General features: G+C 68.4%; 27 protein-coding genes. 8 read left to right on the top strand and 19 right to left on the bottom strand.

The features are described from left to right. Positions 1-19 precede the first annotated feature (19 nt). From BMZ02_RS11205 to bioB, 11 genes are all read right to left on the bottom strand, one after another. The gene (locus BMZ02_RS11205) at positions 20-880 is read right to left on the bottom strand and encodes a cytochrome c oxidase subunit 3 (protein WP_091643648.1); all 861 of its coding nucleotides are present in this window, start codon (positions 878-880) and stop codon (positions 20-22) included. Positions 881-910: 30 nt separating this feature from the next. Then, positions 911-1,501 carry a cytochrome c oxidase assembly protein gene (locus tag BMZ02_RS11200; RefSeq protein WP_091643646.1) on the bottom strand — a complete coding sequence of 197 codons (591 nt, stop codon included), beginning with the start codon at positions 1,499-1,501 and terminating at the stop codon, positions 911-913. After that, complete coding sequence (locus tag BMZ02_RS19305; RefSeq protein WP_281244333.1) at positions 1,498-1,620, bottom strand: hypothetical protein; 123 nt, start codon at positions 1,618-1,620, stop codon at positions 1,498-1,500. The genes BMZ02_RS11200 and BMZ02_RS19305 overlap by 4 nt, the downstream gene beginning before the upstream one ends. Positions 1,621-1,630: 10 nt before the next feature. Then, positions 1,631-3,220: a cytochrome c oxidase subunit I gene (gene ctaD / locus BMZ02_RS11195; protein WP_091643643.1), complete on the bottom strand. Its 1,590-nt coding sequence runs from the start codon at positions 3,218-3,220 to the stop codon at positions 1,631-1,633. Between the two features lie 38 nt (positions 3,221-3,258). Next, the gene (coxB, locus tag BMZ02_RS11190) at positions 3,259-4,473 is read right to left on the bottom strand and encodes a cytochrome c oxidase subunit II (protein WP_245754014.1); all 1,215 of its coding nucleotides are present in this window, start codon (positions 4,471-4,473) and stop codon (positions 3,259-3,261) included. Positions 4,474-4,517: 44 nt separating this feature from the next. Next, positions 4,518-5,048, bottom strand: a complete 531-nt coding sequence (locus BMZ02_RS11185) for a DUF2244 domain-containing protein (RefSeq protein WP_171909900.1) — start codon at positions 5,046-5,048, stop codon at positions 4,518-4,520. Positions 5,049-5,227: 179 nt separating this feature from the next. After that, on the bottom strand, positions 5,228-5,917 hold the full coding sequence (gene bioD, locus BMZ02_RS11180; protein ID WP_091643635.1) for a dethiobiotin synthase: 690 nt from the start codon (positions 5,915-5,917) through the stop codon (positions 5,228-5,230). After that, positions 5,918-6,811 carry a malonyl-ACP O-methyltransferase BioC gene (gene bioC, locus BMZ02_RS11175; protein WP_091643632.1) on the bottom strand — a complete coding sequence of 298 codons (894 nt, stop codon included), beginning with the start codon at positions 6,809-6,811 and terminating at the stop codon, positions 5,918-5,920. A gap of 18 nt (positions 6,812-6,829) precedes the next feature. After that, positions 6,830-7,591 carry an alpha/beta fold hydrolase gene (locus BMZ02_RS11170; protein WP_091643630.1) on the bottom strand — a complete coding sequence of 254 codons (762 nt, stop codon included), beginning with the start codon at positions 7,589-7,591 and terminating at the stop codon, positions 6,830-6,832. A 5-nt stretch (positions 7,592-7,596) separates the two neighbouring features. After that, positions 7,597-8,763, bottom strand: coding sequence for an 8-amino-7-oxononanoate synthase (bioF, locus tag BMZ02_RS11165; RefSeq protein ID WP_091643627.1), 1,167 nt, complete (start codon positions 8,761-8,763; stop codon positions 7,597-7,599). A gap of 14 nt (positions 8,764-8,777) precedes the next feature. Further along, entirely contained in the window at positions 8,778-9,785 is a 1,008-nt protein-coding gene (gene bioB / locus BMZ02_RS11160; RefSeq protein ID WP_216110816.1) for a biotin synthase BioB, read from the bottom strand. 73 nt (positions 9,786-9,858) lie between these two features. On the opposite strand from bioB, the gene BMZ02_RS11155 reads away from it, so the two are divergent. Continuing rightward, a complete protein-coding gene (locus BMZ02_RS11155; protein WP_091643622.1) occupies positions 9,859-10,572 on the top strand; it encodes a ComF family protein in 714 nt (237 codons plus the stop codon). Positions 10,573-10,583: 11 nt separating this feature from the next. Then, positions 10,584-10,940, top strand: a complete 357-nt coding sequence (locus BMZ02_RS11150; protein ID WP_091643620.1) for a DUF3634 family protein — start codon at positions 10,584-10,586, stop codon at positions 10,938-10,940. Between the two features lie 46 nt (positions 10,941-10,986). Here the strand turns inward: BMZ02_RS11150 and ybiO are convergent, their stop codons facing one another. The 5 genes from ybiO to BMZ02_RS19300 all read right to left on the bottom strand — a co-directional run bounded on the left by ybiO (position 10,987) and on the right by BMZ02_RS19300 (position 17,576). After that, positions 10,987-13,293: a mechanosensitive channel protein gene (gene ybiO, locus BMZ02_RS11145; protein WP_091643618.1), complete on the bottom strand. Its 2,307-nt coding sequence runs from the start codon at positions 13,291-13,293 to the stop codon at positions 10,987-10,989. A 58-nt stretch (positions 13,294-13,351) separates the two neighbouring features. Continuing rightward, entirely contained in the window at positions 13,352-15,631 is a 2,280-nt protein-coding gene (locus BMZ02_RS11140; protein WP_091643615.1) for an NADP-dependent malic enzyme, read from the bottom strand. 96 nt (positions 15,632-15,727) lie between these two features. After that, the gene (locus BMZ02_RS11135) at positions 15,728-16,102 is read right to left on the bottom strand and encodes a DUF4870 family protein (RefSeq protein WP_245754013.1); all 375 of its coding nucleotides are present in this window, start codon (positions 16,100-16,102) and stop codon (positions 15,728-15,730) included. A gap of 86 nt (positions 16,103-16,188) precedes the next feature. Then, on the bottom strand, positions 16,189-16,809 hold the full coding sequence (locus BMZ02_RS11130; RefSeq protein WP_091643613.1) for a YceI family protein: 621 nt from the start codon (positions 16,807-16,809) through the stop codon (positions 16,189-16,191). Next, a complete protein-coding gene (locus BMZ02_RS19300; RefSeq protein ID WP_091643610.1) occupies positions 16,806-17,576 on the bottom strand; it encodes a CDP-alcohol phosphatidyltransferase family protein in 771 nt (256 codons plus the stop codon). Before BMZ02_RS19300 ends, BMZ02_RS11130 begins: the two co-directional genes overlap by 4 nt. Positions 17,577-17,661: 85 nt before the next feature. On the opposite strand from BMZ02_RS19300, the gene BMZ02_RS11120 reads away from it, so the two are divergent. The 5 genes from BMZ02_RS11120 to BMZ02_RS11100 are packed head-to-tail and all read left to right on the top strand — an operon-like array spanning position 17,662 to position 21,885. Further along, the gene (locus tag BMZ02_RS11120; protein WP_171909899.1) at positions 17,662-18,636 is read left to right on the top strand and encodes a zinc-dependent alcohol dehydrogenase; all 975 of its coding nucleotides are present in this window, start codon (positions 17,662-17,664) and stop codon (positions 18,634-18,636) included. Positions 18,637-18,660: 24 nt separating this feature from the next. Continuing rightward, the gene (locus BMZ02_RS11115) at positions 18,661-19,083 is read left to right on the top strand and encodes a 6-pyruvoyl trahydropterin synthase family protein (RefSeq protein WP_091643608.1); all 423 of its coding nucleotides are present in this window, start codon (positions 18,661-18,663) and stop codon (positions 19,081-19,083) included. After that, positions 19,080-20,132, top strand: coding sequence for a glycosyltransferase family 4 protein (locus BMZ02_RS11110; RefSeq protein ID WP_091643605.1), 1,053 nt, complete (start codon positions 19,080-19,082; stop codon positions 20,130-20,132). The genes BMZ02_RS11115 and BMZ02_RS11110 overlap by 4 nt, the downstream gene beginning before the upstream one ends. After that, entirely contained in the window at positions 20,129-20,929 is an 801-nt protein-coding gene (locus BMZ02_RS11105) for a class I SAM-dependent methyltransferase (RefSeq protein WP_091643603.1), read from the top strand. The genes BMZ02_RS11110 and BMZ02_RS11105 overlap by 4 nt, the downstream gene beginning before the upstream one ends. Continuing rightward, the gene (locus BMZ02_RS11100; protein ID WP_216110815.1) at positions 20,926-21,885 is read left to right on the top strand and encodes a lysylphosphatidylglycerol synthase transmembrane domain-containing protein; all 960 of its coding nucleotides are present in this window, start codon (positions 20,926-20,928) and stop codon (positions 21,883-21,885) included. Before BMZ02_RS11105 ends, BMZ02_RS11100 begins: the two co-directional genes overlap by 4 nt. Here BMZ02_RS11100 and BMZ02_RS11095 read toward each other — a convergent pair. After that, a complete protein-coding gene (locus BMZ02_RS11095) occupies positions 21,837-22,562 on the bottom strand; it encodes a RibD family protein (RefSeq protein WP_245754025.1) in 726 nt (241 codons plus the stop codon). The two genes, BMZ02_RS11100 and BMZ02_RS11095, sit on opposite strands and share 49 nt — an antisense overlap. Before the next feature lie 208 nt (positions 22,563-22,770). Between BMZ02_RS11095 and ribA the strand changes: the two genes are divergently transcribed. Further along, complete coding sequence (gene ribA, locus BMZ02_RS11090) at positions 22,771-23,898, top strand: GTP cyclohydrolase II RibA (protein ID WP_091643600.1); 1,128 nt, start codon at positions 22,771-22,773, stop codon at positions 23,896-23,898. Between the two features lie 6 nt (positions 23,899-23,904). Here ribA and BMZ02_RS11085 read toward each other — a convergent pair whose 3' ends face one another. Together BMZ02_RS11085 and BMZ02_RS11080 are read right to left on the bottom strand one after the other, a co-directional pair. Continuing rightward, complete coding sequence (locus tag BMZ02_RS11085; RefSeq protein WP_091643598.1) at positions 23,905-24,717, bottom strand: creatininase family protein; 813 nt, start codon at positions 24,715-24,717, stop codon at positions 23,905-23,907. Beyond that, entirely contained in the window at positions 24,714-25,490 is a 777-nt protein-coding gene (locus tag BMZ02_RS11080) for an FkbM family methyltransferase (protein WP_091643595.1), read from the bottom strand. The genes BMZ02_RS11085 and BMZ02_RS11080 overlap by 4 nt, the downstream gene beginning before the upstream one ends. Positions 25,491-25,496: the final 6 nt, after the last annotated feature.

Raw genomic sequence — 25,496 nt, 5'->3', positions numbered from 1 at the left:
TGGCCACGACAGCCGCTGATCAGATCAGGTACACGAAGACAAACAGGCCCAGCCAGACCACGTCCACGAAGTGCCAGTACCACGCGGCCGCCTCGAAGCCGAAGTGGTCGTCCGCGGTGAAGTGACCCTTGATCACGCGAATGAGGATCACGAACAGGGTCAGCGCCCCGACAATCACGTGCACGCCGTGGAAGCCGGTGAGCATGTAGAACAGGGAGCCGTAGATGCCCGTGTCCATGCGCAGGTTGAGGTCCTCCCAGGCATAGACGTACTCGTAGGCCTGAATGGAGCTGAACAGCAGACCCAGTGCCACGGTCAGCGCGAGACCGATGATCACCTTCTGCCGATGATTCTCCTTGATGGCGTGGTGCGCCCAGGTCAGCGTCACGCCCGAGGTCAGCAGAATCAGGGTGTTGATGGTCGGCAATGCCCAGGCCCCCATGGCCTGGTAGTCCAGGTCCAGCATCCCCGGCCCGGCCGTCGGCCAGGACAGCACCACCGAATCCCAGAGATACTGACTGGTGGCCGGATCACCGCCCCCCAGCCACGGAATGGAGAACACCCGCGCGTAGAACAGGGCGCCGAAGAAGGCACCGAAGAACATGACCTCGGAGAAGATGAACCACGCCATCCCCTGCCGGAAGGAGATGTCCACCTGTGCGTTGTACTTGCCCGACACGCTCTCGTTGACCACGTCGCGGAACCACATGACGGTCATGATGACGGTGATGACCGCCCCCAGAACCATCATGGGAACACCCCAGTCGCCGCCGTTCAGATACACGGAAAACCCGGCGGCGAGCAGCGTCATGCCGGGAATACCGAACACGGGCCAACGGCTGTCGTGGGGAATGTAGTAGCTGCCTTCTGCTTGGCTCATGCTTGTTTTTCCTCGTTTCTCGCCGCCCGATTACTCGGAACCGGCGTGCAACTGAGCATCTTCTGGATCGAAGTCGGGATCATCGCCGGCACCCAGATCGAACAGGGTATAGGACAGCGTCACCACCTGTTTCCGCTCATGCAGCCGCGGGTCAATGAAGAACGTCACCGACATGTCGCGGTTCTCGCCGGCTTCGAACGGCTGCTCGGTGAAACAGAAGCACTCCGTCTTGCGGAAATGCCGCCCGGCACGCCCGGGGGCAACGCTGGGCACGATCTGGCTGACCGTGTCCTCATCCTGCTCGTTGGTGGTCTTGAAGGTCACGGTGTAGAGCTCACCAGGGGTGACCTCCATGCGCCGGACCTCCGGGGTAAACTCCCACGGCCGGTTGTCGTTGACCGTGGCCACGAACTCCACCGTCACCTTGCGGTCGGGGTCGACCTCTGCGGCGCCGTCGTAATCCGCGGCCTGGAGATCCACCACGCCGTTGAGGCCGGTAATATCGCAGATCACGTCATACAGCGGCACCAGGGCGAACCCGAACCCGAACATGCCCACCGTCACCAGCACCAGCCTGGTCACCAGGTTCGTGTGGCGTTTGCTCGTGGTCTCGTCGCTCATAACCCCACCTGCAACAGGATAAAGATCAGGTATACGCCCAGGGAGATCCCGGCCAGAACGGCGGCGGTAATCAGAATGCCCCGCCGCCGTGCCCCGGTCTTGTGCTGGTTCTCGTCCAACGCTCCTCCGTCAACGCACAACCGGCGGTGTGTCGAACGTGTGGTACGGCGCGGGGGACGGCAGCGTCCACTCCAGGCCCTGGGCGCCATCCCAGACCTGATCGGTGGCCTTCTCACCGCCACGCACACACTTGATGATGATGTACAGGAACAGCAGCTGCGACAACCCGAACGCGAACCCGCCGATGGAGGAGATCATGTTGAACTCGGCAAACTGCAGCGCGTAGTCGGGAATCCGGCGCGGCATACCGGCCAGTCCGAGGAAGTGCTGCGGGAAGAACAGCACGTTCACCGAAATGGCGGACGCCCAGAAATGGATCTTGCCGAGCGTCTCGTCATACATGTGGCCGGTCCACTTGGGAAGCCAGTAGTAGACGGCTGCCATGATGGCGAAAACGGTGCCGCTCACCAGCACGTAATGGAAGTGGGCCACCACGAAGTAGGTGTCGTGGTACTGGAGGTCGACCGGTGCCAGTGCCAGCATCACGCCGGACAGGCCACCCACCGTGAACAGCACCACGAAGGCGATGGAGAACAGCATCGGCGTTTCGAACGTCAGGCTGCCCCGCCACATGGTGGCCATCCAGTTGAAGATCTTCACCCCCGTCGGCACGGCCACGAGCATGGTCGCGAACATGAAGAACAGCTGGGCAGCCAGTGGCAGCCCCACCGTGAACATGTGGTGGGCCCACACGATGAACGACAGGAATGCGATGGCCGCGGTGGCGTACACCATGGAGCTGTAGCCGAACAGCGGCTTGCGCGAGAACGTCGGCAGAATCGCGGAGACGATACCGAACGCTGGCAGGATCAGGATGTACACCTCGGGGTGCCCGAAGAACCAGAAGATGTGCTGGAACATCACCGGGTCACCGCCGCCGGCCGCATCGAAGAAGCTGGTACCGAAGTACTGGTCAGTGAGAAGCATGGTCACCGCACCCGCCAGCACCGGCATCACGGCAATCATGAGGAACGCGGTGATCAGCCAGGTCCACACGAACAGCGGCATCTTCATGAGCGTCATGCCCGGTGCACGCATGTTCAGAATGGTGGCAACGATGTTGATCGAGCCCATGATCGAGGAGATGCCGAGAATGTGCACCGCAAAGATCAGGAACGGGAATGCGTCACCAAGCTGCAGCACCAGCGGCGGGTACATGGTCCAGCCACCGGCCGGACCGCCACCGGGCATGAACAGCGTGGCCAGCAGCAGCACGAAGCCGGCCGGCAGCAGCCAGAACGCCCAGTTGTTGACACGCGGGAGCGCCATGTCCGGCGCCCCGATCTGGACGGGAATCAACCAGTTGGCCAGCCCGGTGAGTGCCGGCATGACGGCGCCGAAGATCATCACCAGGGCGTGCATGGTGGTCATCTGGTTGAAGAAGTACGGATCCACCACGTTGAGCCCGGGCTGGAACAGCTCGGCCCGGATGACCATGGCCATGGCGCCGCCGATGAAGAACATCAGCAGGCCGAACCCCATGTAGAGGACGCCCAGGTCCTTGTGGTTGGTGGTGAACAACCAGCGCGTAATACCCGGCGCGGGACCGTGATGATGGTCGTCGTGCCCGTGATGCGCGGTATCGGTTGTGGACGACATGTGTGTCTACCTCTTATCAGTCTTGTTCCCGAACCCGGCTAGCGCGCGTCGCGAATCTCGGACGGCTGCACCAGATCACCGGCGTCATTGCCCCAGGAATTGCGGATGTACGTCACAAGCCCCGCAATCTCGCGATCGTCCAGGCGGCCGCCGAAAGCGTTCATGGCCGTACCGGAGACACCGTTGATGATGACGTCCTTGACCGTCCCGACGTCGCCAGTGACGTTGTCATTGCCGGCCAGGGCCGGAAAGGCTGCGCCCATGCCGCCGCCTTCGGCGCCGTGGCAGGCAATGCACTGACTGCCGTAGATGTCTCCGCCCAGGCTCATGAGGTCGTCTTCGGACATGTCCTCCAGCTGCTCGTCGGCAACCTCATCAGCGCCGGCATCGGCGTCGACATCCACGTCGGCGGGCTCATCGGTGGCGGCGGCAACGTCGCCGTTCTGCTCCGCCACCCAGTCGTCGTACTCGTCCTGCTCCAGGGCGATGACAACGATCGGCATGAAGCCGTGGTCACGCCCGCACAGCTCGGCACACTGACCCCGGTAGACGCCCGGCTCTTCGATACGCGCCCACGCCTCGTTGATGAAGCCGGGGATGGTGTCCTTCTTCCAGCCCAGCTCCGGCACCCACCAGGAGTGGATCACGTCATTGGCGGTCAGCAGGAAGCGGATCTTCTTGTCGATGGGCACCACGAGCGGGTTATCCACGTCGAGCAGGTAGTGCTCCACGTCCTGCGGCAGAATTTCGGGGTCGCGCTGACGGGCCCGCTGGCTGTCGCGGTCGAGCCGGCTGAAGAAGCTGATGTCTTCATCCATGTACTCGTATTCCCACATCCACTGGTACCCGGTGACCTTGACGGTCATGTCGTAGCCACTGGTGTCTTCCATCTTGATCATGGTCTGGGTCGCCGGAACGGCGATCCCCAGCAGGATCAGGAAGGGCACGACCGTCCAGACCACTTCCACCGTGGTGTTGTGGTGGAAGTTGGCAGGCTTGGCGCCCTTGGAGCGGCGGAACTTCCAGACGGAGTAGAACACGCCGATGAACACGAATGCGCCGATGACGCAGACAATGTAGAACACCAGCATGTGCAGGTCGTAGGCTTCCCGACTAAGGGACGTGACCCCTTCGGGAAGGTTAAGCCCCCAGGGCTTGCGCCATTCGGATTCGCCGGGCATCGCCGCTGCAACCGGCAGTAGTCCAAGCAGCCCCACGGCGGTGAGGGCTCTCACCAGCATCTTCGAAGTCATTCCACGCGCTCTCCCAGATGGAATTGGCGGCTTTATCCGTTTCGTTATTGAGTTGCCCCCGGCCCCGTCCCGGAAGACGGGTGTGCCCCGCGGGCGGCCATGGGACCGATACAGTCCAGAAGTTCTCTTGCGAGGCTTTCGCGTTCCTCGTCGGTAAGAAACGCGCCGCACTCGACCTGATCACCGCCCGACCTGATGACCAGGCGGGCGGGGTACCAACGCAGCGGCGAGCGCTGCAGTTCCGCGGCAGACCAGGCGCGATCGAACTCCCAGGTCTGCTCGGGCTGACGCCGCCCTTTTTCGATCCGCACCCGACCGGGACTGACGCGAATGACTTCGCGGTAATCCCCCCGGCGCGCAGAGTAGTACAGCGCCGCCCCCAGAGCGATCACCTCCAGCCCGGCCAGAGGCAAGATGGGCCAGAAGCCCGCTAGCGCGAACGCGACACCGACGAGCAGGCAAACCGTGGAGAGCATCAGGAAGATCACCAGGGTTTGCCGCCAATAGATGCCGGCATTGGGACGCAGCTCAAATAAACGCGTCTGCTCGGCCGATTCGCTTCGGGTCACAGCCATGGTGGCTATACATCCCCCGGGCCTCATGGAGGCGACCCGGGAGGCCGGACCGGTGACGACCATCACTCCGGATCACAGTGGCATTCTAGAGGAGTTGCCCCCCGGAGAAAAGCGCGGCACAGCCCCGTATGCGGCCGGATTGTGGACTGCGTCACTCCCGGGGCAGGCAAGTCCCTGATTTACCGACACCGCCCCGGGGCGATGAACGTGCAATCCAGATGGCGTGCCCGGTCCGCGGCGCTCGCCTCCGGCGCCCAGGGCAGGGTACCGAGACAGGGGGCCGGCAGGCGCGTGCGCAACGTCTCGAGCTGTTGTTCGAGCCGGGGCTCCTGCGGGTTCATGATGTTGGCCACCCAGCCGGCCAGGTGCAGGCCGTCGCGTTGCACGGCTTCCGCCGTCAGCAGCGCGTGATTGATGCAGCCCAGGCGCACCGCCACCACCAGCACCACGGGGTAGCCGAGCGCAGCCGCCAGATCGGCGAACCCGACACTCCCGGTGAGCGGCACCCGCCACCCCCCGGCGCCCTCCACGAGCAGCAGGTCGGCCTCCGCCGCAAGCGCGCGGGCCGCGGCAGCGAGACCGGGGACATCCACAGTGATGCCCGCTTCGATTGCCGCCAGATGGGGCGCGATGGCGGGCTCCAGGGCCACGGGATTGACCCGGTCGTAGCCGTGCCGGACCGACGCCACCTCCATGAGCGCGAGCGCGTCCTCGTTGCGCAGCCCATTGGCGGTGCGCTCACACCCCGAGGCGACCGGCTTCATGGCCGCCGTGCTCACCCCGAGGGCATTCAATCCCGCCAGCAGGCTGCAGCCGACGACCGTCTTGCCCACCTCGGTATCCGTACCGGTGACAAACAGGCCCGCCACTCAGTCCCCTCCCTTGAGGCTGCTGCGGAAGGCGTCCAGGGACACGGTCACCGCGCCGGTCTGCTCGTCGCGGCGCTGGGGCATGCGGTCCGTGGCCCAGGCGTGACCGTAGACGATCTCCCAGGTGGCCGGAAGCCGGCCGTCGCTGTCGCGGTACCGGTCGTACGCGTCCACCATCCGCTGCAGGCGGGCGCGGCCGGTGAGCCCCGGGACGCGGCCGCCCGTGACGGTCTGTGCGCCGATCGCCTTGAGGTCGCGCATGAGATCGCCGGCACTGGCGTAGGTCATGTTGAAGTACTCCATGTCCATGACCGGGTCGGCGAACCGCGCCGACACCAGCGCGTCGCCGATATCGTGCATGTCCACGAACCGGTTCACGTGCCGGTAGCCGTCGGCATCGCTCCAGCTCTCCCGCAGCTCCTTGAGCGTATCGGGCCCGAAGGTGGAGAACATCAGCAGGCCATCGGGGCGCAGGACGCGCTGGCATTCCTCGAACAGCCGATCGAGATCGGCACACCACTGAAACGTGGCACTGGAGAAGATGAGATCCACGCTGCGGTCGGCGAATGGCAGCGCTTCCGCATCACCACAGACCGCGGGAACGGGCCGCAGCCAGCTGCCATGGCGGCGGCTGTGCGCCAGCATCGCGGTGGAGAGGTCGAACGCCACCACGTTCGCCTTGCGGTACCGCTTGCGCAGCGCCGCCGTGGCGTGGCCGGTGCCCGCTCCGATGTCCAGGATCCGTTGCGGCTGCAGACGGATGAAATCCAGCCGATCGAGCATGCGCCGCCCCACCTCGTGCTGGAGAACCGCCGCCGCGTCGTACGTCTCCGCCGCGGCATCGAAGGCCCGGCGAATCGCCGCCTTGTCCCGCTTGCCGGACTCTGTGCTCATGGGTGTCACTCCACTGGATTACATCGTTCCATGGTACTCCGTCCCGACACACCCATGCTGCGCCAGGAACGCCGTAATGGCGGTCACGCAGGCGTCCGTGTGACTCAGGAAAGGAGCATGTCCCGCGCCGCTGATGGCGGCCACGGTCGCCCCCGGCATGCGCGCGGCCGCCCAGCGGGCGCCAGCAACGTCCATGAGCGGGTCGGCCCCGCCCATGACCCAGAGAACGGGACAGGATACCTGATCCAGCCTCTCACGCAGGTCAAGGGCGGCCAGCACGTCCAACCCACCGGTCAGGGCCTCGGACTCCACACCGCCCGCCTCCTGCTGAGCCGCCCGGATGGTCCGCGCGACCGCTCTGGCGCCGTCACCCGCGCCTGCAAGCAGGCCGAGAAAACGCCGCCGGGCCGCCTCCGGACTCGCCTCACACGTCTGGCGCAGCACGCCCAGCGCCTCCGGCTCGACCCCGTGGGGCCAGTCGGTGGCGGCGGTGAACCGGGGGGACGTGGCCAGCAACACCAGCGCACGCGGAGGCCGCCGCAACGCGGCCTCCAGGAGAAGCTGCCCACCCAGGGACCAGCCCACCCAGACGCCAGAGGGGGGCAGCCGTTCCAGCAACGCGGTCACCACCGGCGCCACGGCGAATGCGCCCGGCATCGGGGCACCGTCGTGCCCGGGCAGCGGCACCGTCATCGCACCGGAGCCGGCCAGGGTTCGCCCCAGCGGGGCCAGCAGCGACGCCGGCATTCCCCAGCCGGGCACCAGGGCGACCGCGGGCATCGCCGTCACTCCGCCTCCAGCATCGGGCGAATGGCGGCAAGCCCGTCGAGCAGCCGGTCCACCTGCGCCTCGCCATGGGCGGCCGACAGGGTGATCCGCAGGCGCGCCGACCCCCTGGGCACGGTGGGCGGGCGTATCGCCGTGACCAGAAGCCCCCGGCGCTCCAGCGCCCGGCTGGCGGCCACCGCCGCCCCCGCATCGCCCACCACCACCGGCTGAATCGCGGTACGGGACGGCATCAGCCGGAGACCGAGGGCATCCGCACCATCCCGGAACCGGCGAATGAGCGCGTGCAGGTGCTGCCGTCGCCCGTCGTCGTCACGGATCAGCGCCAGGGCGGCCCGGGTCGCGGCGGCAACGGCCGGCGGCGACGCCGTGGTGTAGATGGCCGTGCGCGCCTTCTGCAGCACCAGCTCGATCCACTGGTCCGGCCCCGCCACGAAGGCCCCGGCGGTACCGAACGCCTTGCCCAGGGTGCCGACCAGCAAGGGAACATCGCACTGGCCCAGCCCGGCTTCCGCCAGCGATCCACGCCCCTGATCACCAAGCACGCCGAGGCCGTGCGCATCGTCCACCATGAGGACGCCTTCATTGCCGCGGGCCGTTTCCAGCAGATCCACCAGGGGCGCCACGTCGCCGTCCATGCTGAACACGCCATCGGTCACCACCAGGCGGCGGCGCGCCGCACGCTGCATGCAGTCGGCCAGGTGCGCGGCATCCGCGTGCCGGTAACGCTGCATACGGGCACCGGAGAGCAGGCCCGCGTCCAGCAGCGAGGCGTGATTGAGCCGGTCCTGGAGCACCAGGTCACCCCGCCCGAGCAAGGCGGCGATCACCCCCAGATTGGCCATGTAGCCGGTGGAGAACAGCAGCGCCCGGTCGCAGCCCAGCCAATCGGCCAGCTCTGCCTCCAGCGCTTCGTGCTCGGGGCGGTGCCCCGTGACCAGATGCGCCGCACCGCTGCCAACGCCACTCCGGTCCACGCCGGCGCGGAACGCCGCGACCACCTCCGGAGCGTGGGACAACCCCAGGTAGTCGTTACTGCAGAACGCAAGCAACGCGTTGCCGTCCGGCGTGCGCAGGGTCACCGCGTCCAGCGGCTCCAGGGCGCGGCTGCGCCGCTCCAGTCCGGCCGCCCGCAGTTCGCTCAACTCACCGTCGAGATCCCACATGCCACCGGCGGCGCTCAGGCGCTGGCGGCAACGTCGGGCTGCACGGCGTCAGTGGCGCACTTGGCGCCCTCGGCGTGGATGCCGAGGCGCCGGAACAGACGCTGGTCGTGCTCCACGTCCGGATTGCCGGTGGTCAGCAGTTTCTCGCCGTAGAAGATGCTGTTGGCGCCGGCCAGGAAGCACAGGGCCTGGGTCTCGTCGCTCATCTCCTCGCGGCCCGCGGACAGGCGGACGTGAGAGTGCGGCATGACGATGCGGGCCACGGCGATGGTGCGCACGAAGTCCAGCGGATCGAGCTCCTCGACATCCGCCAGCGGCGTTCCGGGGACCCGGATGAGCTGGTTGATGGGCACACTCTCCGGATGCGCCGGCAGGTTGGCCAGGGTGCGCAGCATGGAGGCGCGATCGGTGTCCGACTCCCCCATGCCGAGGATGCCGCCACAGCAGACGTTGATACCCGCATCACGGACCCGCTCCAGGGTATCCAGGCGATCCTGGTAGGTGCGCGTGGTAATGATGTCGCCGTAGAACTCCGGCGAGGTATCCACGTTGTGGTTGTAGTAGTCCAGACCGGCCTCCTTGAGACGCTCGCTCTGGCCTTCGTCCAGCATGCCCAGGGTGGCGCAGGTCTCCATGCCCAGCGCCTTGACCTCGCTGATCATCTCCGCGACACGCTCCAGATCCTTGCCCTTCGGGCTGCGCCAGGCCGCACCCATGCAGAACCGGGTCGCCCCCGCATCCCGCGCGGTGCGGGCGGCGTCCACCACGGCGTCCTTGTCCATCAGCGGCTCGCGCTCCAGACCGGTGGTGTAACGCGCGCTCTGCGGGCAGTATTTGCAGTCTTCGGGACAGGCGCCGGTCTTGATGGACAGCAGCGTGCTCACCTGCACGGCGTTGGGGTCATGGTGCTGGCGATGGACGGTCTGCGCCTTGAACAGCAGATCGTTGAACGGCAGATCGAACAGGGCCTGGATCTCTTCGAGGCTCCAGTCGTGGCGAACGCCCCCGGCGGCTTCGGACATGGCTTGGCTCTCTCTTGTCGTTGACATATCGTCCGGATGGTAGCGGGCGACACGGGACTGTCAACCAACAACCATGGATTCGGTTTACAGGATCACACAATGGATTGCCGCGGCGCTGCTGCCACCCACCTGCCTGTGCTGCGGCAGGCCGGGCGCCGCCGGGCTCGACCTGTGCGCGGGCTGCTACCGGGACCTGCCCCGGAACCGCCACGCCTGTCACGGCTGCGCCGCTCCGGTCGCGGCCGGCGTTCACCTGTGCGGGCATTGCCAGACGCACGCCGACCACTGCAATGCGGTGATCGCACCGTGGCGCTACGAAGCCCCCATCGACGGCCTCATTCAGGCGCTAAAGTTTCACGGCCAGCTGCCGGCAGGTCAGTTGCTCGGCGCACTGCTCGCCCGTGAGCTGGTACAACGGCACCCCCCGACAGTGGATGCCATCATCCCCATGCCGGCACACCCGCGTCGCCTGCGGGAACGCGGCTTCAACCAGGCCGCGGAGATCGCGCGGGCAATCAGTGCCGCAACCGGTATCCCGGTACGCCACCACTGGCTCCTCCGCCGGCGACATACGCGACCGCAAACAGGACTGGGCCGGACACACCGGGAACGCAACCTGCTGGGCGCGTTCACCGCACACCCGGCCGTGGCCGGGTGCCGGCTCGCCCTGGTGGACGACGTGGTCACCACCGGCAGCACCTCGACGGAAGCGGCGCAGGCGCTGAAGCGCGCCGGCGCAAGCGACGTCGTGACATGGGCGGTGGCGCGTGCGGCGCTACAGCTGTAGCGTGACCGCCCATGAGCGCGAGCATCGATCCAGTGGCCGCAACCCTCGCCATCGCCGCCCTGTTCGCCGTGGGCGCCGGCCTCGCGTTGTGGCGCCTGCGCATCGTCTTCGTTGTGGATATCACCGACGACGGCGCGCTCCTGCGCCGCGGGCGCGCTGCAGCCGGCTTTGTGGACGGCTGCAGCGATGTGGCCCGCCGGCACGGCATCACCCGCGGCCGAATCACCGGCGTGCGCGACGGCGCGTCGGTGCGCCTGCAGTTCTCACGGGACATCCCGGCACGCAGCCACCAGGCGTTTCGCAACGTCTGGACGCCTCCGCCACCCTCGGGCGGCCCCTCTGGCGGCGGCATGCGCGCCAGTGGTTGAACAAAAGGGGCGCAGCCATGCTGCGCCCCTTTTTTTCGTCCACCGGCTATTCGTTCTCGCCGTCGTCCGTGGGCTTGGCGCCGGGCTGCCTGTCGCCGGCGGGCTTCCCGGTGGCACCGGAGCCGGCATCCTGCACCGGCTTCTCCCGCCGGCTGCCGTCCAGCATCCGCACCTGCGCCGGGGGCGCCGAACCATCCTTCTCCTGGCCGAAGTACAGCGTCATGTGCGGGTACGGGATCTCGATGTCCGCAGCATCCAGGTGGCGCTTCACGAGCCGGTTGTAGGCACGCCCCACGGCCCACTGCATCCCCGGGACCGTCTTGATGCGTACCCGTACGCCGACGGAGCTGTCGTTGAACGCGGTCACCCCGAACACCTCCAGGTCACCGAGGATGACCTTGCTCTGCTCCTCGTCCTGCATGAGCTCATCGAACGCGTTCTGCAGGTGTTCGATCACCTGATCCGTGTCCTCGCGGTACGCCACCTCGTAGTCACCCAGGTGGTACCCGTAGTCGCGCATGAAGTTGGACACGGCATCGACGCTCGAGAACGGCACCATGTGGTACGTCCCCGCCAGGTCACGCAGCCCCATCGAGCGGATGGTGAGCTTCTCCACGGTACCGGACATGCCGCCAGCGGTGACGAAGTCACCCGTGTTGATGGCGTTCTCCAGCTGAATGAACACGCCGGTAATCACGTCCTGCACCAGCTTCTGGGCACCGAACCCGACCGCCAGGCCGAGCACACCGGCGCCGGCGATCAGCGGCCCGATATTGATGCCGATCTCGGAGAGCACGATCATCGCCGTCATGGTGATCAGGATGATGGCAAAGGCGTTGCGGAAGATCGCCAGCAGCGTCTTCTCCCGCGCGCCCGGCTCGGTGCCGCGGGCGTCCGGGTTGAGGCGCTGCTCGATCCAGCTCGCCACGCCAATCCACACCGCCACGGCAAACGCCAGGATCAGTGCCACGGTCACCGCGGTGGCGAGCGTACCCGCGCCCGCCTCGGAGGCCAGCCACGCGCCCAGGTCGAAGATGGCCCAGGCGTCCAGCACCAGGGCGAGCACCGTCACCAGAATCACCCCGCGAACAATCTTCAGCGTGGTGGGAACGAAGGCATTGAGCCGCTCCTCCAGGGACGGGAACCGCACCCGGGTCTCGGCGGGCACGTGGATGCGACGGCCGATCACCTGCGTCAGCAGCACCGACAGGAACAGCCCGCCACCAGCCGCGACCAGGGTCTGTACCGTGGCCTGGACCATGAACGGCAGCGCGTCTTCCGGGCGCACCAGCGTCGCCAGCGCCAGCGCGGCAAAGTAGGCGATGGCGAACAGGTGCCAGGAGCGCCCCAGCATCTGCAGAAGCGTGCGCGTGAACGCCATCTCGGCCGCGGAGGCCCGCTCTTCCAGACGCTCTCTCACCCGCTGGCGGTTCTGCATGATGATGGACAGGGCGTACAGGAACGCCGCCGCCATGATCAGCACCGCCACAACGCGGCCCAGCTCCACGGCCAGGTCGGCGTTGATGATCGGCACCACCACCATGAGGCCGTAGCCGATGAAGCCGGCGAGGCGGGCCAGCCAGAGATTCCAGTACGCCGCCTCCTCCGCCTGCATGGGCAGCAGCCGCAGGCCATCATCCCGGGAGGCGAAGATGATGCGGATCAAGGCCTTGAACACCTCGATGAGCAGGAATGCGTTCAGGAACAGTGCCTGGCGCATATCCATGGCGCCGGGCTCGCCCAGCACGAACAGCGCCAGGGCATAGCCCACGAGATAGGCCAGAACAATGACGATGAGGTCGACGATGGCCGCCCCGATCACGGCCACCGCCCGGCGCAGCAGCCCCATGCCGCCGGTCTGCGCGCCGGATTGCGCCCAGGCGCTGGCACGGGCGAACAGCGGCCTGGCCAACCGGCGCAACACCAGGAATGCGGCAATGGCCGCAACGATCACCAGCCCCAGCTCCAGCGCCACCGGCCCCAGGGCCGCCAGTCCGGCGCCCGTCTCGTCGAACCGGATGCCGCCGAGTACGGCCCCCGCCTCGCGGAATTCGGAGACGAACCCCTCGGCGATGCCCTGGGTGAAGTCGGCGACCTGCCGCGGCAGGGAGGCGGCCTCCCCGTCATCGGCCGGCTCCGGCGCTTCACCGGCGTCTCCCGCCGCACCCCGCAGCTCGCTGATCAGCCGCTCCCTGGCCTCGTCATCCTCGAGGATATCGGCGAGCCGCTGGGCTTCACTCTGTCCGCCCCCATCATCGGACGCACCGGCCAGCGCCGGCCCGGCGATCAACGCCAGTGCCAGCACGGCAGTCAACAGGCCGTACAGGCCCCCACGGAACGGGTTCAACAGCATTCGGGTTCCCCCCAACCACATGGATGGGCCGGCCCGCAGGCCGGCAATGTCGCCGCGGCTACTCCGCCTCGGCCGTGGCCGCCGTCTGTGCCACGGTGAGTGCGCTCATGTTCACCAGCCCGCGAACGGTGATGGACTGGGTGACAACATGCGCGGGTTTGTCGGCGCCGATGAGAATCGGCCCGACGGAGACGCCACCGCCCAGCACCTTGAGCAGACTGTAGGCGATATGCCCGGCGTCCACGCTCGGCATGATGAACAGGTTCGCCGCACCCTGCAGCCTTGAATCCGGGTAGGCGGCGTCGCGGATCTCCTGGGACAGCGCCGCATCGGCGTGCATCTCGCCATCCACTTCCAGGTCCGGCCGCTCGGCATGCAGGCGCTTGACCGCCTCACGCATGCGCTGCGCCGGCTCCGTGTCCATGGTGCCGAAATTGGACCGTGACACCAGGGCGATCTTCGGCGTCATGCCAAAGGCGGCCACCTGGTCCGCAGCCATGGTGGTCATCTCCACCAGCTCTTCGGCGGTGGGCTCGATGGAGGCGTGGGAGTCGCAGATGAAGAAGGTCCCGGCCGGCAGGATCAGTGCGGTGATCGTCGCCAGCGAATGCACGCCCGGCGCGACACCGATGACGTGGTTCACGTCCTGCAGATGGCGCCGGAACTTGCCCACGGAGCCGCAGATCATGCAATCCGCGTCTCCCTTGCGCACCATCAGCGACGCGATCACCGTGCCGTTGGTGCGCACGGCCGCCTTCGCCTCGTCCGGGGACACCCCGCGGCGCCCCATGATCGCCTGGTAGGCGCTGTGGTACTCACGGAACCGGGGGTCGTTGTCCACGTCCACGATGGTGACGTCCTGCCCGCTGCGCATGCGCAGGCCGAGCTCGCCCATGCGCGACTCGATCACCGACGGCCGGCCGACCAGCACCGGCATCGCCAGCCCCTCGTCCACGAGCTCCTGCGCCGCCTGCAGCACGCGGCGATCCTCCCCTTCCGCGAACGCAAGCCGGCGTGGCGACTGGCGCGCCCGCTCGAACAGCGGCTTCATCAACAGGCCGGACTTGTACACGAACTGGATCAACTGCTGGCGGTAGGCCTCGAAATCGTTGATGGGGCGCGCGGCAATGCCACTGTTCATGGCCGCCCGCGCCACCGCCGGGGCAATGCGCACCAGCAGGCGCGGATCGAAGGGGCTGGGAATGAGATAGTCGGCACCGAAACGGGACTCCGTGCCGCCATAGGCCTTGGTCACCAGCTCCGAGGGCTCGTCCATGGCCAGATTCGCAATCGCCTCGACGGCTGCCAGCTTCATGGCATCGTTGATGTCCGAGGCACCCACATCCAGGGCACCGCGGAAGATGTAGGGGAAGCAGATGACGTTGTTCACCTGGTTCGGGTAATCCGATCGGCCGGTGGCGATAATGGCGTCCGAGCGCACCTCCCGCGCCACCTCCGGCAGGATCTCCGGCGTGGGGTTGGCGAGCGCCATGATCACCGGGCCGTCCGCCATGCGCCGCACCATGTCCGGCTTGAGCACGTTCGGCGCCGACAGGCCCAGAAAGAGGTCCGCGCCGTCGATGACGTCGTCCAGGGTGCGCGCATCCGTCTCCCGGGCGTAGGCCGCCTTCCAGCGGTCCATGCCCTTGTCGCGCCCGGCGTACACCACGCCGTCGATGTCGGTGACGGTGATGTGCTCCCGGGGCAGGCCGAGCTTGACCAGCAGATCCAGGCAGGCAAGCGCCGCGGCCCCGGCGCCGGAACACACCAGTCGTACATCCTCGATCGCCTTGCCGGTCACCCGCAGCGCATTGGTGACGGCCGCGGCGACGATGATCGCGGTGCCGTGCTGGTCATCGTGGAACACGGGGATGTTCATGCGCTCCCGCAGCGCTTCCTCGATGACGAAACACTCGGGCGCCTTGATGTCCTCGAGATTGATGCCGCCGAAGGTGGGCTCCAGCCGCGCGACGGTGCTGATGAACGCCTCCGCGTCCCCCTCTTCCACCTCCAGGTCGAAGACGTCGATATTGGCGAACTTCTTGAAAAGCACCGCCTTGCCTTCCATCACGGGCTTGGACGCCAACGGCCCGATGTTGCCGAAACCGAGCACCGCGGTGCCGTTGGTGACCACGGCAACCAGGTTGGCGCGGGCGGTCAGGCGCGCAGCCTCCTCGGCATCGGCAAGAATCGCCTGGCAGGCCGCACCCACACCGGGGGAGTAGGCCAGCGAGAGATCGCGCTGGTTGGCGAGCGGCTTGGTGGGGGCGATTTCCAGCTTGCCTGGGCGAGGATCGCGATGATAGCGCAGCGCCTGTTCCTGGAAATCCTTGCTCATGAAACCCCCTCCAAAGTCTGTGTGGTCTGTCCCTGATAAAGCGTAACCGAGTCAACCGCCCAGTTCAGCCCTGTCGCGCCCTGTTCCCCGCGCATGCTAGCGCCCTGTCAGCCAGCTTTCCGGCCGCGGAATCGGCTTGTAGTCCCCCAGGCGGGACAGGCCGACGGCGCAGCGGGTGATGGTCCAGATCATCAGTGCCAGCAGGATCAGTACACCAATGAACACCAGCGACAGCACCCCGCCCACGAAAGCGGTCAGCAGCGCGATCCAGAAGGTGCGGATCTGGAAGGTGTAATGGGTCTGCACCCAAGCCGGTGCATCGCGCCGGTTGACGTACGCCAGGATGACCCCGATCAGCGTGGTGATTCCGCTGGTCAGGAAACCGACGAGATAGAGCACGTAGATCACCATGGGCATCTGCCGGCTGGCGCTGTCACCGGCCTGGGCCGACACACTGTTGCGGTCGTTCATGGGCGCAATTGCTCCGAATCCGTGAATGCGGACCGCAATTGTCACAGGGCCGGGGCTCCGCGCCAAGCGCCCCGCACTCGCGACACCTATTGCCGGCGTGCCTCCAGCTCCAGGATCAGCTCCACCTCGTCGCCGACCAGGCCCTCCTCGATGCCGTAGTGCATGCCCCAGTCGCTGCGGTTCAGCGTGCCGCGCAGGGAAGCGCCGAGGACGAACGGGTAGCCGCCGAAAAAGCCATCGCGGATCGGGTATTCGTCGATGCGGTTGATGGTCACGTCCAGGGTGACCGGGCGCGTGACGCCCAGCAGTTCCAGGTCGCCGGTGAGCTGGCCGCCATCATCGCTGTCGGGCTCGAACGACGTGGCAGTGAAGATCATCTCCGTGTATTCGCCGGTATCCAGGAAATCGTCGTCCCGCAGGTGCTCATCCCGCTCCTCGTGATTGGTGAAGACACTGTCGGTCCGGATCACCACCCGGCCGCTTTCCAGTTCCATGGCATCCGGGTCGTAGACAAACTCCCCTTCGGCATCCAGGAACATGCCGAGGACGCTGGAGAAGCCGATGTGGTCCACGAGAAAGTTCACGGACAGGTGCGCCTCGTCGATCACCCAGTGATCGGCATCTGCATGGGCCTGGTCGGCGCCGGCCAGGGCGGCAGCAAGCAGCGCACCCAGCAGCATGCGCCGGCGGGGTATGGCGGTGGTCATGGGGTGTCTCTCCTCCAGCAGGGCCGCCGGGACAGCAGCCAGCAAACGTCGGCGGCGAACGACCACAGCAGCAGCGCCAGGGCCATCGCCGCTGCCGTGGTCGCCACGGTGCCTGGCACCAATGGCACCAGGCAGCCCACCAGCACCACCCCCTGCACAACGCACGCCGCCTTGCGGCGAAACGCCTCCGGCAGGGGCCGGTTCAGCGCCGGCACAAGCCAGCCGGCAGCCACGAACCCGTAGCGCATCAGGCCAATCAACAGCACCCAGGCGCCAACCTGGCCGCTGTACCAGACGAGGACAGACAGCGCCAGCAGCAGCACCGCGTCCAGCTCCATGTCAAAGCGCGCGCCGAAGGCGCTGCTCGAGCCGGTACGACGGGCAACCCAGCCGTCGACCCCGTCCAGCACCAGCACCACCGCCGCCAGGCCGACAACCCACCAGCGCGCCACCTCGTCCACGCCCTGGGGGTGGAACACCAGCCCCAGCGCCGGCAGGCAAAGGACTGCACGGACCAGGGTGACGCGGTTCGCCGGCCCGAGCCCCGTGGCCATCCCCCGGCGCACTGCACGCTCCAGCAGCAGCGCCGCGCCGCCCACGGCAATGCCGCCAGCGGCCAGCAGTGCCTGGGGCGTAATGGCACCGGCCGCGTACACTGTCACCAGAACACCCAGGCCCAGCGCCAGGGCGACCCCGACCTCCAGCGCGAGCAGCCGGGGGAGGCCGGCAACCGATCCGCCGGGTGATGCGGCATGGAAGCCGTACATGTTAGGTCCACTTAATCGACATGTCTTGTATATCGTGAAAGCCTAGCAAAGAATGTGGGTGAATGCCGGTAGCGAAAAGGGATCCATGAGCGACGCCACCATGGCAAGACAGTTCCGTGTGCAAGCCCCCGGCAGCGGTATCATCCAGGATGTGCCGCTGGCCGGGCGGGCGCCGTCGGACGTGCTCGTTCGCATGCGCTACTCGGGCGTCAGCCGTGGCACCGAGTGCCTGGTGTTCCAGGGGCGTGTACCGCCGAGCCAGTACGACGCCATGCGCGCCCCGTTTCAGCAGGGCCGATTCCCCGGCCCGGTGGCCTACGGATACATGGCGGTGGGGGATGTGATCGAAGGCCCGGACAGCCTCCGGAACCGCCCCGTGTTCTGCCTGCACCCCCACCAGGACTATTTCGTCGTGCCGGCGTCGGCGGTCACGCCCGTGCCCGAGACCGTGCCCGCTGGTCGGGCCATTCTCGCCGCCAACATGGAGACGGCGGTCAACGCCGTATGGGACGGCGGCCCCGGCCCGGGCGACCGCATCAACGTCGTCGGCGGCGGCGTGATCGGCATGCTCGTGGCGTGGCTCTGCCAGGCCATCCCCGGCACGGCCGTGACACTGGTGGACACCAACCCGGAACGGGCGGGCACGGCCCGGGCGCTGGGCCTGTCGTTTGCGTCCGCCGCCGAGGCCGGCGCCGACGTGGTCTTCCACGCCAGCGGTCAGCCGGACGGCCTGGCAACCGCGCTGGCCACTGCCGGCACGGAAGCCACGGTCATCGACCTGAGCTGGTACGGCGACACCCCGGTCACCCTGCCCCTGGGCGAAGGCTTTCATTCCCGCCGCCTGAGGATTCGCAGCAGTCAGGTGGGCCGATTGCCGCCGGACAGGATTCCGCGCTGGGATCACCAGCGACGCATGCGCCTTGCCCTGGACCTGCTCGACGATCCGCGACTGGACGCGTTGATTACCGGGGAGACACCGTTCGACGCCATGCCGACGCTCCTCCCCGAGCTGTGCACCAGCCCCGGCAACACGCTCTGTCACCGCATCACGTACGCCTGACTCACCCCTGTCACGGAGCCTTCCATGTACAGCCTGACCGTTCGCGAGCACATCATGATCGCCCACAGTTTCCGGGGCGAGACCTTCGGGCCGGCGCAGCAGCTCCACGGCGCCACCTACCTGGTGGACGTCACCTTCCGCCGGCCACAGCTGGATGACGACAACCTGGTCGTGGACATCGGCCTGGCCAGCGAACAGCTCCGGGCGGTCCTGGCGCCGCTGAACTACAGCAACCTGGACGACGATCCGGCCCTGGCCGGGCAGAACACCACTACCGAATTCCTGGCCGGGCTGATTTTCCGACGCATGGCCGAAGCCGTGCAGGCGGGGCGGCTCGGCCCCCAGGCCCACGGACTCAGTCACATGGCGGTGGTACTGCACGAATCCCACGTCGCCTGGGCGAGCTACGAGGGCCGCCTGATTGCCGACAGCGGCGCGGTCGGGTGAAGGCCGCGCTGCACCTGCTGGTGCCGGGCCCCATCAACCGGCCCACCGGCGGCAGCCGCTACGACGCGAGAGTGGCGGAGGAGCTGCGCGCCATGCACTGGACGGTCACGGTGCATGAGCTCCCCGGCGCCTTCCCGGCAACGGATGCCAAGGCCCGGGACGCACTCCACGCCACTCTCGCGGCGCTGCCGGACGGCAGCCGGGCGATCATCGACGGGCTCGCCCTGGGCGACAGCCCCGACATCGTCGCAGCCCACGTGGCGCGCCTGCGCCTGCTCGCGCTGGTCCACCACCCCCTGGGTGACGAAACCGGGCTCGACCCCGCCCTGCGGGAGCGTTTCCTGGTCCGTGAAGCCCGCGCGCTGGCCGGGTGCGCGGGCGTCATCGTCACCAGCCGCCATACCCGGCGCCGGGTTGCGGAACTGGGCGTGCCCGATACATGCATCCGCGTGGTGGTGCCCGGCACCGACCCGGCGCCACCTGCCCGGGGCCCGGACCCGGGCGAGCCGCCCATGCTGCTGTGCGTGGGCAGCGTCATCCCACGCAAGGGTCAGGACGTGCTCGTGGCAGCCCTTGAACGGCTTCGCGACACCCCCTGGCAATGCCTGATTGCCGGCAGCACCGCGGCAGACCCGCCCTTTGCCGCGGCCCTCCACAACCGTATTGATGATGCCGGGCTCACCGGGCGCATCACGCTGGCGGGGGAATGCGGCCCGGCGCGGCTCGATCGCGCCTACGACCGCAGCACGCTGTTCGTCCTGCCCTCCCATTACGAGGGCTACGGCATGGTGCTGGCGGAGGCCCTGGCCCGGGGGCTTCCCGTGGTCAGCACCACCGGCGGCGCCATCCCGGACACCGTGCCGGAGACGGCGGGCCGGCTGGTCCCGCCCGGCGACACCACGGCGCTGGCCGGGGCGATCACCACGCTGCTGCACGACCACGGCGCCAGAGCCCGGGCGGCGCGGGCAGCCAGGCATTGTGCCGGCTCTCTGCCAAACTGGACGGAAACCGCCACCGTGTTTGCCAGGGCCGTGGAGGATCTGTCGTGAGTACGCAGTTCAGCGCTCACTGGCTCCATCTGCGCGAGCGGGCCGACCATCGGGCGCGGGCCGTGGCGCTGCTGCCGCCACTGACCGGGTGGCTGCCCGACCGGCATGTGCAGGTGGTGGACCTGGGCGCGGGCAGCGGCTCCAACCTCCGCTACCTCTCGCCGCTGCTGCCCCGTTCCCAGTCCTGGCACCTGGTGGATCAGGACCGGGCACTCATGACCACCGCCACCGCCCCCGACGGGACGGTCCGTGTCCACCGGCACGCCAGCGACCTGCGCCAGGGGCCGGTGCTGCCGGAACAGGCACCGCATCTGGTCACCGCCTCGGCGCTGCTCGACCTGGTCTCCCGTCCATGGCTGGAGCAGTTCGCCGCAGAATGCCGGGCGGCGGGGTGTGCCGTGCTGGTGGCGCTGACCTACGATGGCCGCATCCGCTGGCAACCGGACGACCCCGACGACGCGCTGCTCAACCGGCTGGTGAACAGCCACCAGCGCCGGGACAAGGGGTTCGGGCCGGCGCTGGGCCCGGACGCCGCGGATACGGCGGCGTCGGTGTTCCGCCAGAGCGGCTTCCGCACCTGGCTCAGCCCCAGCCCCTGGCGGCTCGGGGGTGCCGAAGCCCCCCTGCAATCGGCCCTGCTGGACGGCTGGCTCACCGCCGCGAACGAGCAGACCGACACCTGCCATGAGCGGCTGGCGCGCTGGGCGGCCCGACGCCGCCGCTATCTGGATGCCGGCGAGGGAGTGCTTACGGTGGGCCACCTGGACCTGCTCGCCCTGCCACCGGAGCCGGCGTGACACCGGCCCGCCGCTGGCTGCTGCGGCTGACCGCCAGCGTTACCCTGCTGATGGCCGTGGCGTGGTGGACCGACATTCGCGCGGTGACCGCACACCTGGCCGGCATCGACCCGCGCTGGGTCGCCGCTGCCCTGGTTCTGTCCGGCATCCAGATCCTGCTGTCAGCCTGGCGGTGGCGCTTTACCGCCGCTCAGCTGGGGCTGCCGCTGCCACTCGGTCTGGCCCTGCGGGAGTACCTGCTGGCCGGCTTTCTCAACCAGGTCCTCCCCGGCGGCGTCCTCGGCGACGTCTCCCGGGCCTGGCGCCACGCCGACGCCAGCGGCGCCACGGGTCGGGCAGTACGCGCCGTGGTCCTGGAGCGCGGCTCCGGGCAACTGACCATGGCGCTGATCGCCGTGCCCGCGCTGCTGAGCCTCTCGGGGCTGGCCTCCGCGTCCGTATCGTGGGGGGCTGCCGCGGGGGTGACGGTGGTGATTCTCGCGGCTTCCACGCAACTGCGCGCGCCCGCCGCCCAGGCGCCATCCGGCCTGGTCACGGACACACGCCGCGCGCTGCTCACGCCGGCGGCGTTGCCGCTGCAGCTGCTGAGTTCCGCCGCGGTCGTGGCAACCTATCTGCTGGTCTTTCTGGCGGCGGCGCGGGCGATCGGCGCGGAGCTGCCCGCCGCCCAGCTGCTGCCACTGGTGCCACCGGTGCTCCTGGCCATGCTGATCCCGGTGACCATCGCCGGGTGGGGGCTACGGGAAGGTGCGGCGGCCGGGGTCTGGGCCATTGCCGGGCTCGACCCGGCCCAGGGCGCCGCCATCGCCCTGACATACGGGGCACTGGTCCTGGTGGCGGCCCTCCCCGGGGCGCTGTTCATGGAGCGGACTCCCGGTGCACGGCGCGACCGCGGGAGAGCGCCCGATCAGGAGGGCACGTCCGGCGACAGCCTGAAGTCGAACAGCACGTCGTGACCCATTGGAAACTGCCGGCACTCGGGACGCAGCGCCTCGTCCATGGTGTCGATGGCAGGCAGCACCAGGCCGGGCCGGCCGGAGCCAATCACCAGCGGCGCCACGGTGACGTGCAGCCGATCGAGCGTGCCCGCGGCCAGGAAGCGCGAGACGGTCTGTCCGCCACCTTCCACCAGCACACGCCGCAGCCCGCGCGCCGCCAGCCGCCGGAGAACCGCGCGGGGCTCGAAATCGCCGTCGGCAGCCGGCTCCTGCAGCACTTCGACGCCCGCTGGCGGGGCCGTATCGTCACTGCGGAACAACAGGGTCGGTGCATCCCGGTCCCGAAACAGGCGATAATCCCCGCTCAGACGGTTGCGCGGGTCGAGCACCACGCGCACCGGGTGCCGGCCGGAAACCTCCCGTACCGTCAGCCGGGGATCGTCGGCGGCGACCGTTCCGGGGCCCACCACCACGGCGTCCACCAGTGCACGCAGCCGATGCAGATGGCGGATGTCGTCGGCGCCGGTGACGTAGCGGGAATGCCCCGACGCCGTGGCGATACGGCCGTCCAGGCTCTGCCCGAGCTGGGCGATGGTCAGCCGCGGTCGCACCACCAGGGGCAGGTAAAGGTCAAACAGGTGGCGCGCGGCGTCATCCATGGGCACCATTGGTGCCCATGAACCATCGTCGTGCATCCGGAGTACGGCACGTCCGTCCAGCGCCATGACGCCGTCCGGAGGCCGTTCCGCCTCGGCCCGGTAGCGCTGCAGCAGCGCCCAGGCCGGATCCACCCCGAGCGGGTCGGTATCGGCGGTGACGCCGGGCTCGTCTGTCACGGTGACCATCTCCGGTAGCGCATCGGATTACACTGCAGTATATCGCTACAAGCATTGGACAGCACATATGCAACAAGCAGAGCGCGCCATTTTCGACCTGCGCCGGGGCCAACCCATCCGCGTCACCAGCGACGGGGACAGTCCCGACGCCGTGGCCACGGCCGTGGAGACCCTGACACCGGCCACCCTGGATTACCTGCGCACGCTCGCACCCGGCGGACACCCGGCGTTGATCATCACCCCCAACCGCGCCCGCGCGCTGGGTATGGAGCCGGGCAACGCCCCCGCCATCCGCCTGCCGCTGCGGGACGACGTGGCCGTGGCCGACGTCCGCAGCCTGGCCACCGTGGTCTGTGAACACGATCACCACCGGGCAAGCGCCGACCTGGAACCCGCCGACGAAGCCGAGTACGCGGCCCTGCACCTGGCACGCGCCGGCAAACTGCTGCCGGCGGTGGTGGCCATTCCCGTCCCCGCAACGGAAAGCGACACGGTCGACCGGCTGCAGGCCGACGGCACGATTCTCGGCGTCGACGCGACGCCGGCTCTCGCCGTGGCCGCCTCGCCACGGCTGGAGGTTGCGCACGTGAGCGACGCCAGCGTGCCCCTGGAGGATGCCGACGCCACCCGGTTCATCCTCTTCCGTGAAGCGAACGGGCTGCTGGAGCACATCGCCGTGCTGATCGGGGACCAGGCGCAGTGGCCCGACCCGCTGCCGATCCGCATGCACTCGTCCTGCCTCACCGGGGATCTGTTCGGCAGCCTGCGCTGCGACTGCGGCGAGCAGCTCCGCAACAGCGTGCGCACCATCGACCAGGCCGGGGGCGGCATTCTGCTGTATCTGGCGCAGGAGGGGCGCGGCATCGGGCTGGCGAACAAACTGCGCGCCTACACGCTGCAGGACTCCGGCATGGATACGGTGGAGGCGGACTGCTCCCTGGGCTTCGGCTCCGATGAACGGCGCTACGAGGCCGCGGTGGAAATGCTCCGGCACCTGAAGGTCAGCCGCGTCTGCCTGCTCACCAACAATCCGCTGAAGATCGAGGCACTGGAGGATGGCGGCATTACCGTGGTGGAGCGGCGACCGCTGCACGGGTCCCTGAACCCGCACAACGTGCGCTACCTCAATACCAAGGCGGAGCGTGCCGGCCACTGGCTCGACGAGCTGCTCTCCCGGGCGTTGCCCGGGAAGTAGCGCCCGTTACCGGAGCGTCTCGCCGCCCAGGGCGTCCAGCGGGAAACCGCGGGTCTCCTGGATCAGTGTCGCCAGCACGCCACCGAAGTGCGCCACCAGCCGGGCACCGGTGTCGGCATCGGCGCGGCTGGCGTCGCCGGTCACGCCGGCGAGGTTGAGATCCTCGGCCAGCCAGGCAAACGCCCCCGCCCCCTCCGGCCCCAGGTAGCGGCAATCCCGCTCCAGCGCCTCTCCCAGGGACACCGCGTGGAACAGGTGCTCCCGCCTGACGGCGTCGGGCGCCAGATGCAGCATCATGGCCGTCTCCAGCGTCCCGCCATGGAGTCCATGGCGGAGCTCGTGGGCATCCAGCGCGGAGGGCTCCGGCTGCGGGAAGCGGAAGTAGCTCGCCTTGACCACCAGCAGCCCGCACTCCTGCCGCAGCCGCAGAGCCGCCACGTCCATGGCGGCGCGGTTGCCGCCGTGGCTGTTGCTCAGCACCAGCCGCCGCACGCCGCTGGCGGCCACCGCCCGGCCATGGGCGCAGATGACCTGGATCAGCGTCTCCGCATCCAGGCTGAGCGTGCCGGGAAACGCCCCGTGCTCGCTGCTGGCACCCACGGTGATCGCCGGCAACACCCAGGCGGGAAACGTCCCGGGGAGTTGCCGGAACGCCTCACCGATCAAGCCGTCGCCAATGATCCGGTCGGTCTCCAGCGGCAGGTGCGGCCCGTGCTGCTCCACGGCGGCGAGGGGCAGAATGGCCACGGGGTCCGCCGCAACCGCATCACGGATCTCCGGGGTGGTCAGCGACTGCCAGTAACGCACGGTGTGATTCACGACTGCCTCCTGTGGTCGTCATGCACTGCGTAGATGTCACCGGAGGCGATCCCGTCGGCGCCGCGCCGGAGCCAATCGGCCATGGCCTCCGGCCCGCACCACTCCGGGAACCGGAACACGCGCCCCTCCCCGGGGATGACGTTGTAGAGGTACGCCCCCAGTCCGCTCAGCCGGCCCAGGCAGCGCTCGGCCTCGCCCAGGGCACCGGCGACGAACTCGAAGGAGAGCGCGGCCAGTGGCCGGCTGAGGCCCTCCAGTACCGCCGCCTCGAACCCCTCCACATCGATCTTGCAGAACGCCGGCTCGCCATGGCGCGCAATCAGCACATCCAGGGTGGTCACGGACACCTGGACGCCATCCTCCCAGGCCACCCGGCGGAAACCGGCGTTGCCCGAACGCACCGCCTGCTGCCATGGGGGGCTCAGGGATGAGACGGTGGGGTTGGCGGCGCTGACCGACAGCCACGCCTCCCCGGGCACGGCACCCACCGCCTCCCCGCAGACCGTGATACCCGGCCGCCGCGCGGCGATACGCATCAGCCAGCGGCGCACGTGCGGCTGCGGCTCCAGGGCAATGACACGGGCGCCCAGATCGGCGAATGCGGTACTGCGATCGCCCAGGTGGGCGCCAATGTCGAAAACCAGGTCGCCGGGCGCGACGAACCCGGCATACAGGCGCCGCAACCGCGGCTGCCGCCAGGGACGCCAGTAGACCACCAGCGACCGGGCCAGCCCGGCCGAGCGGCGCAGACGAGCACGCACATCCGGGTTCATGCCACC

Source organism: Aquisalimonas asiatica (assembly GCF_900110585.1).
In the GTDB taxonomy this organism is placed as follows: domain Bacteria; phylum Pseudomonadota; class Gammaproteobacteria; order Nitrococcales; family Aquisalimonadaceae; genus Aquisalimonas; species Aquisalimonas asiatica.
The sequence above is the reverse complement of the archived record's forward strand: the minus strand, read 5'-3'. Positions and strand labels throughout refer to the sequence as shown.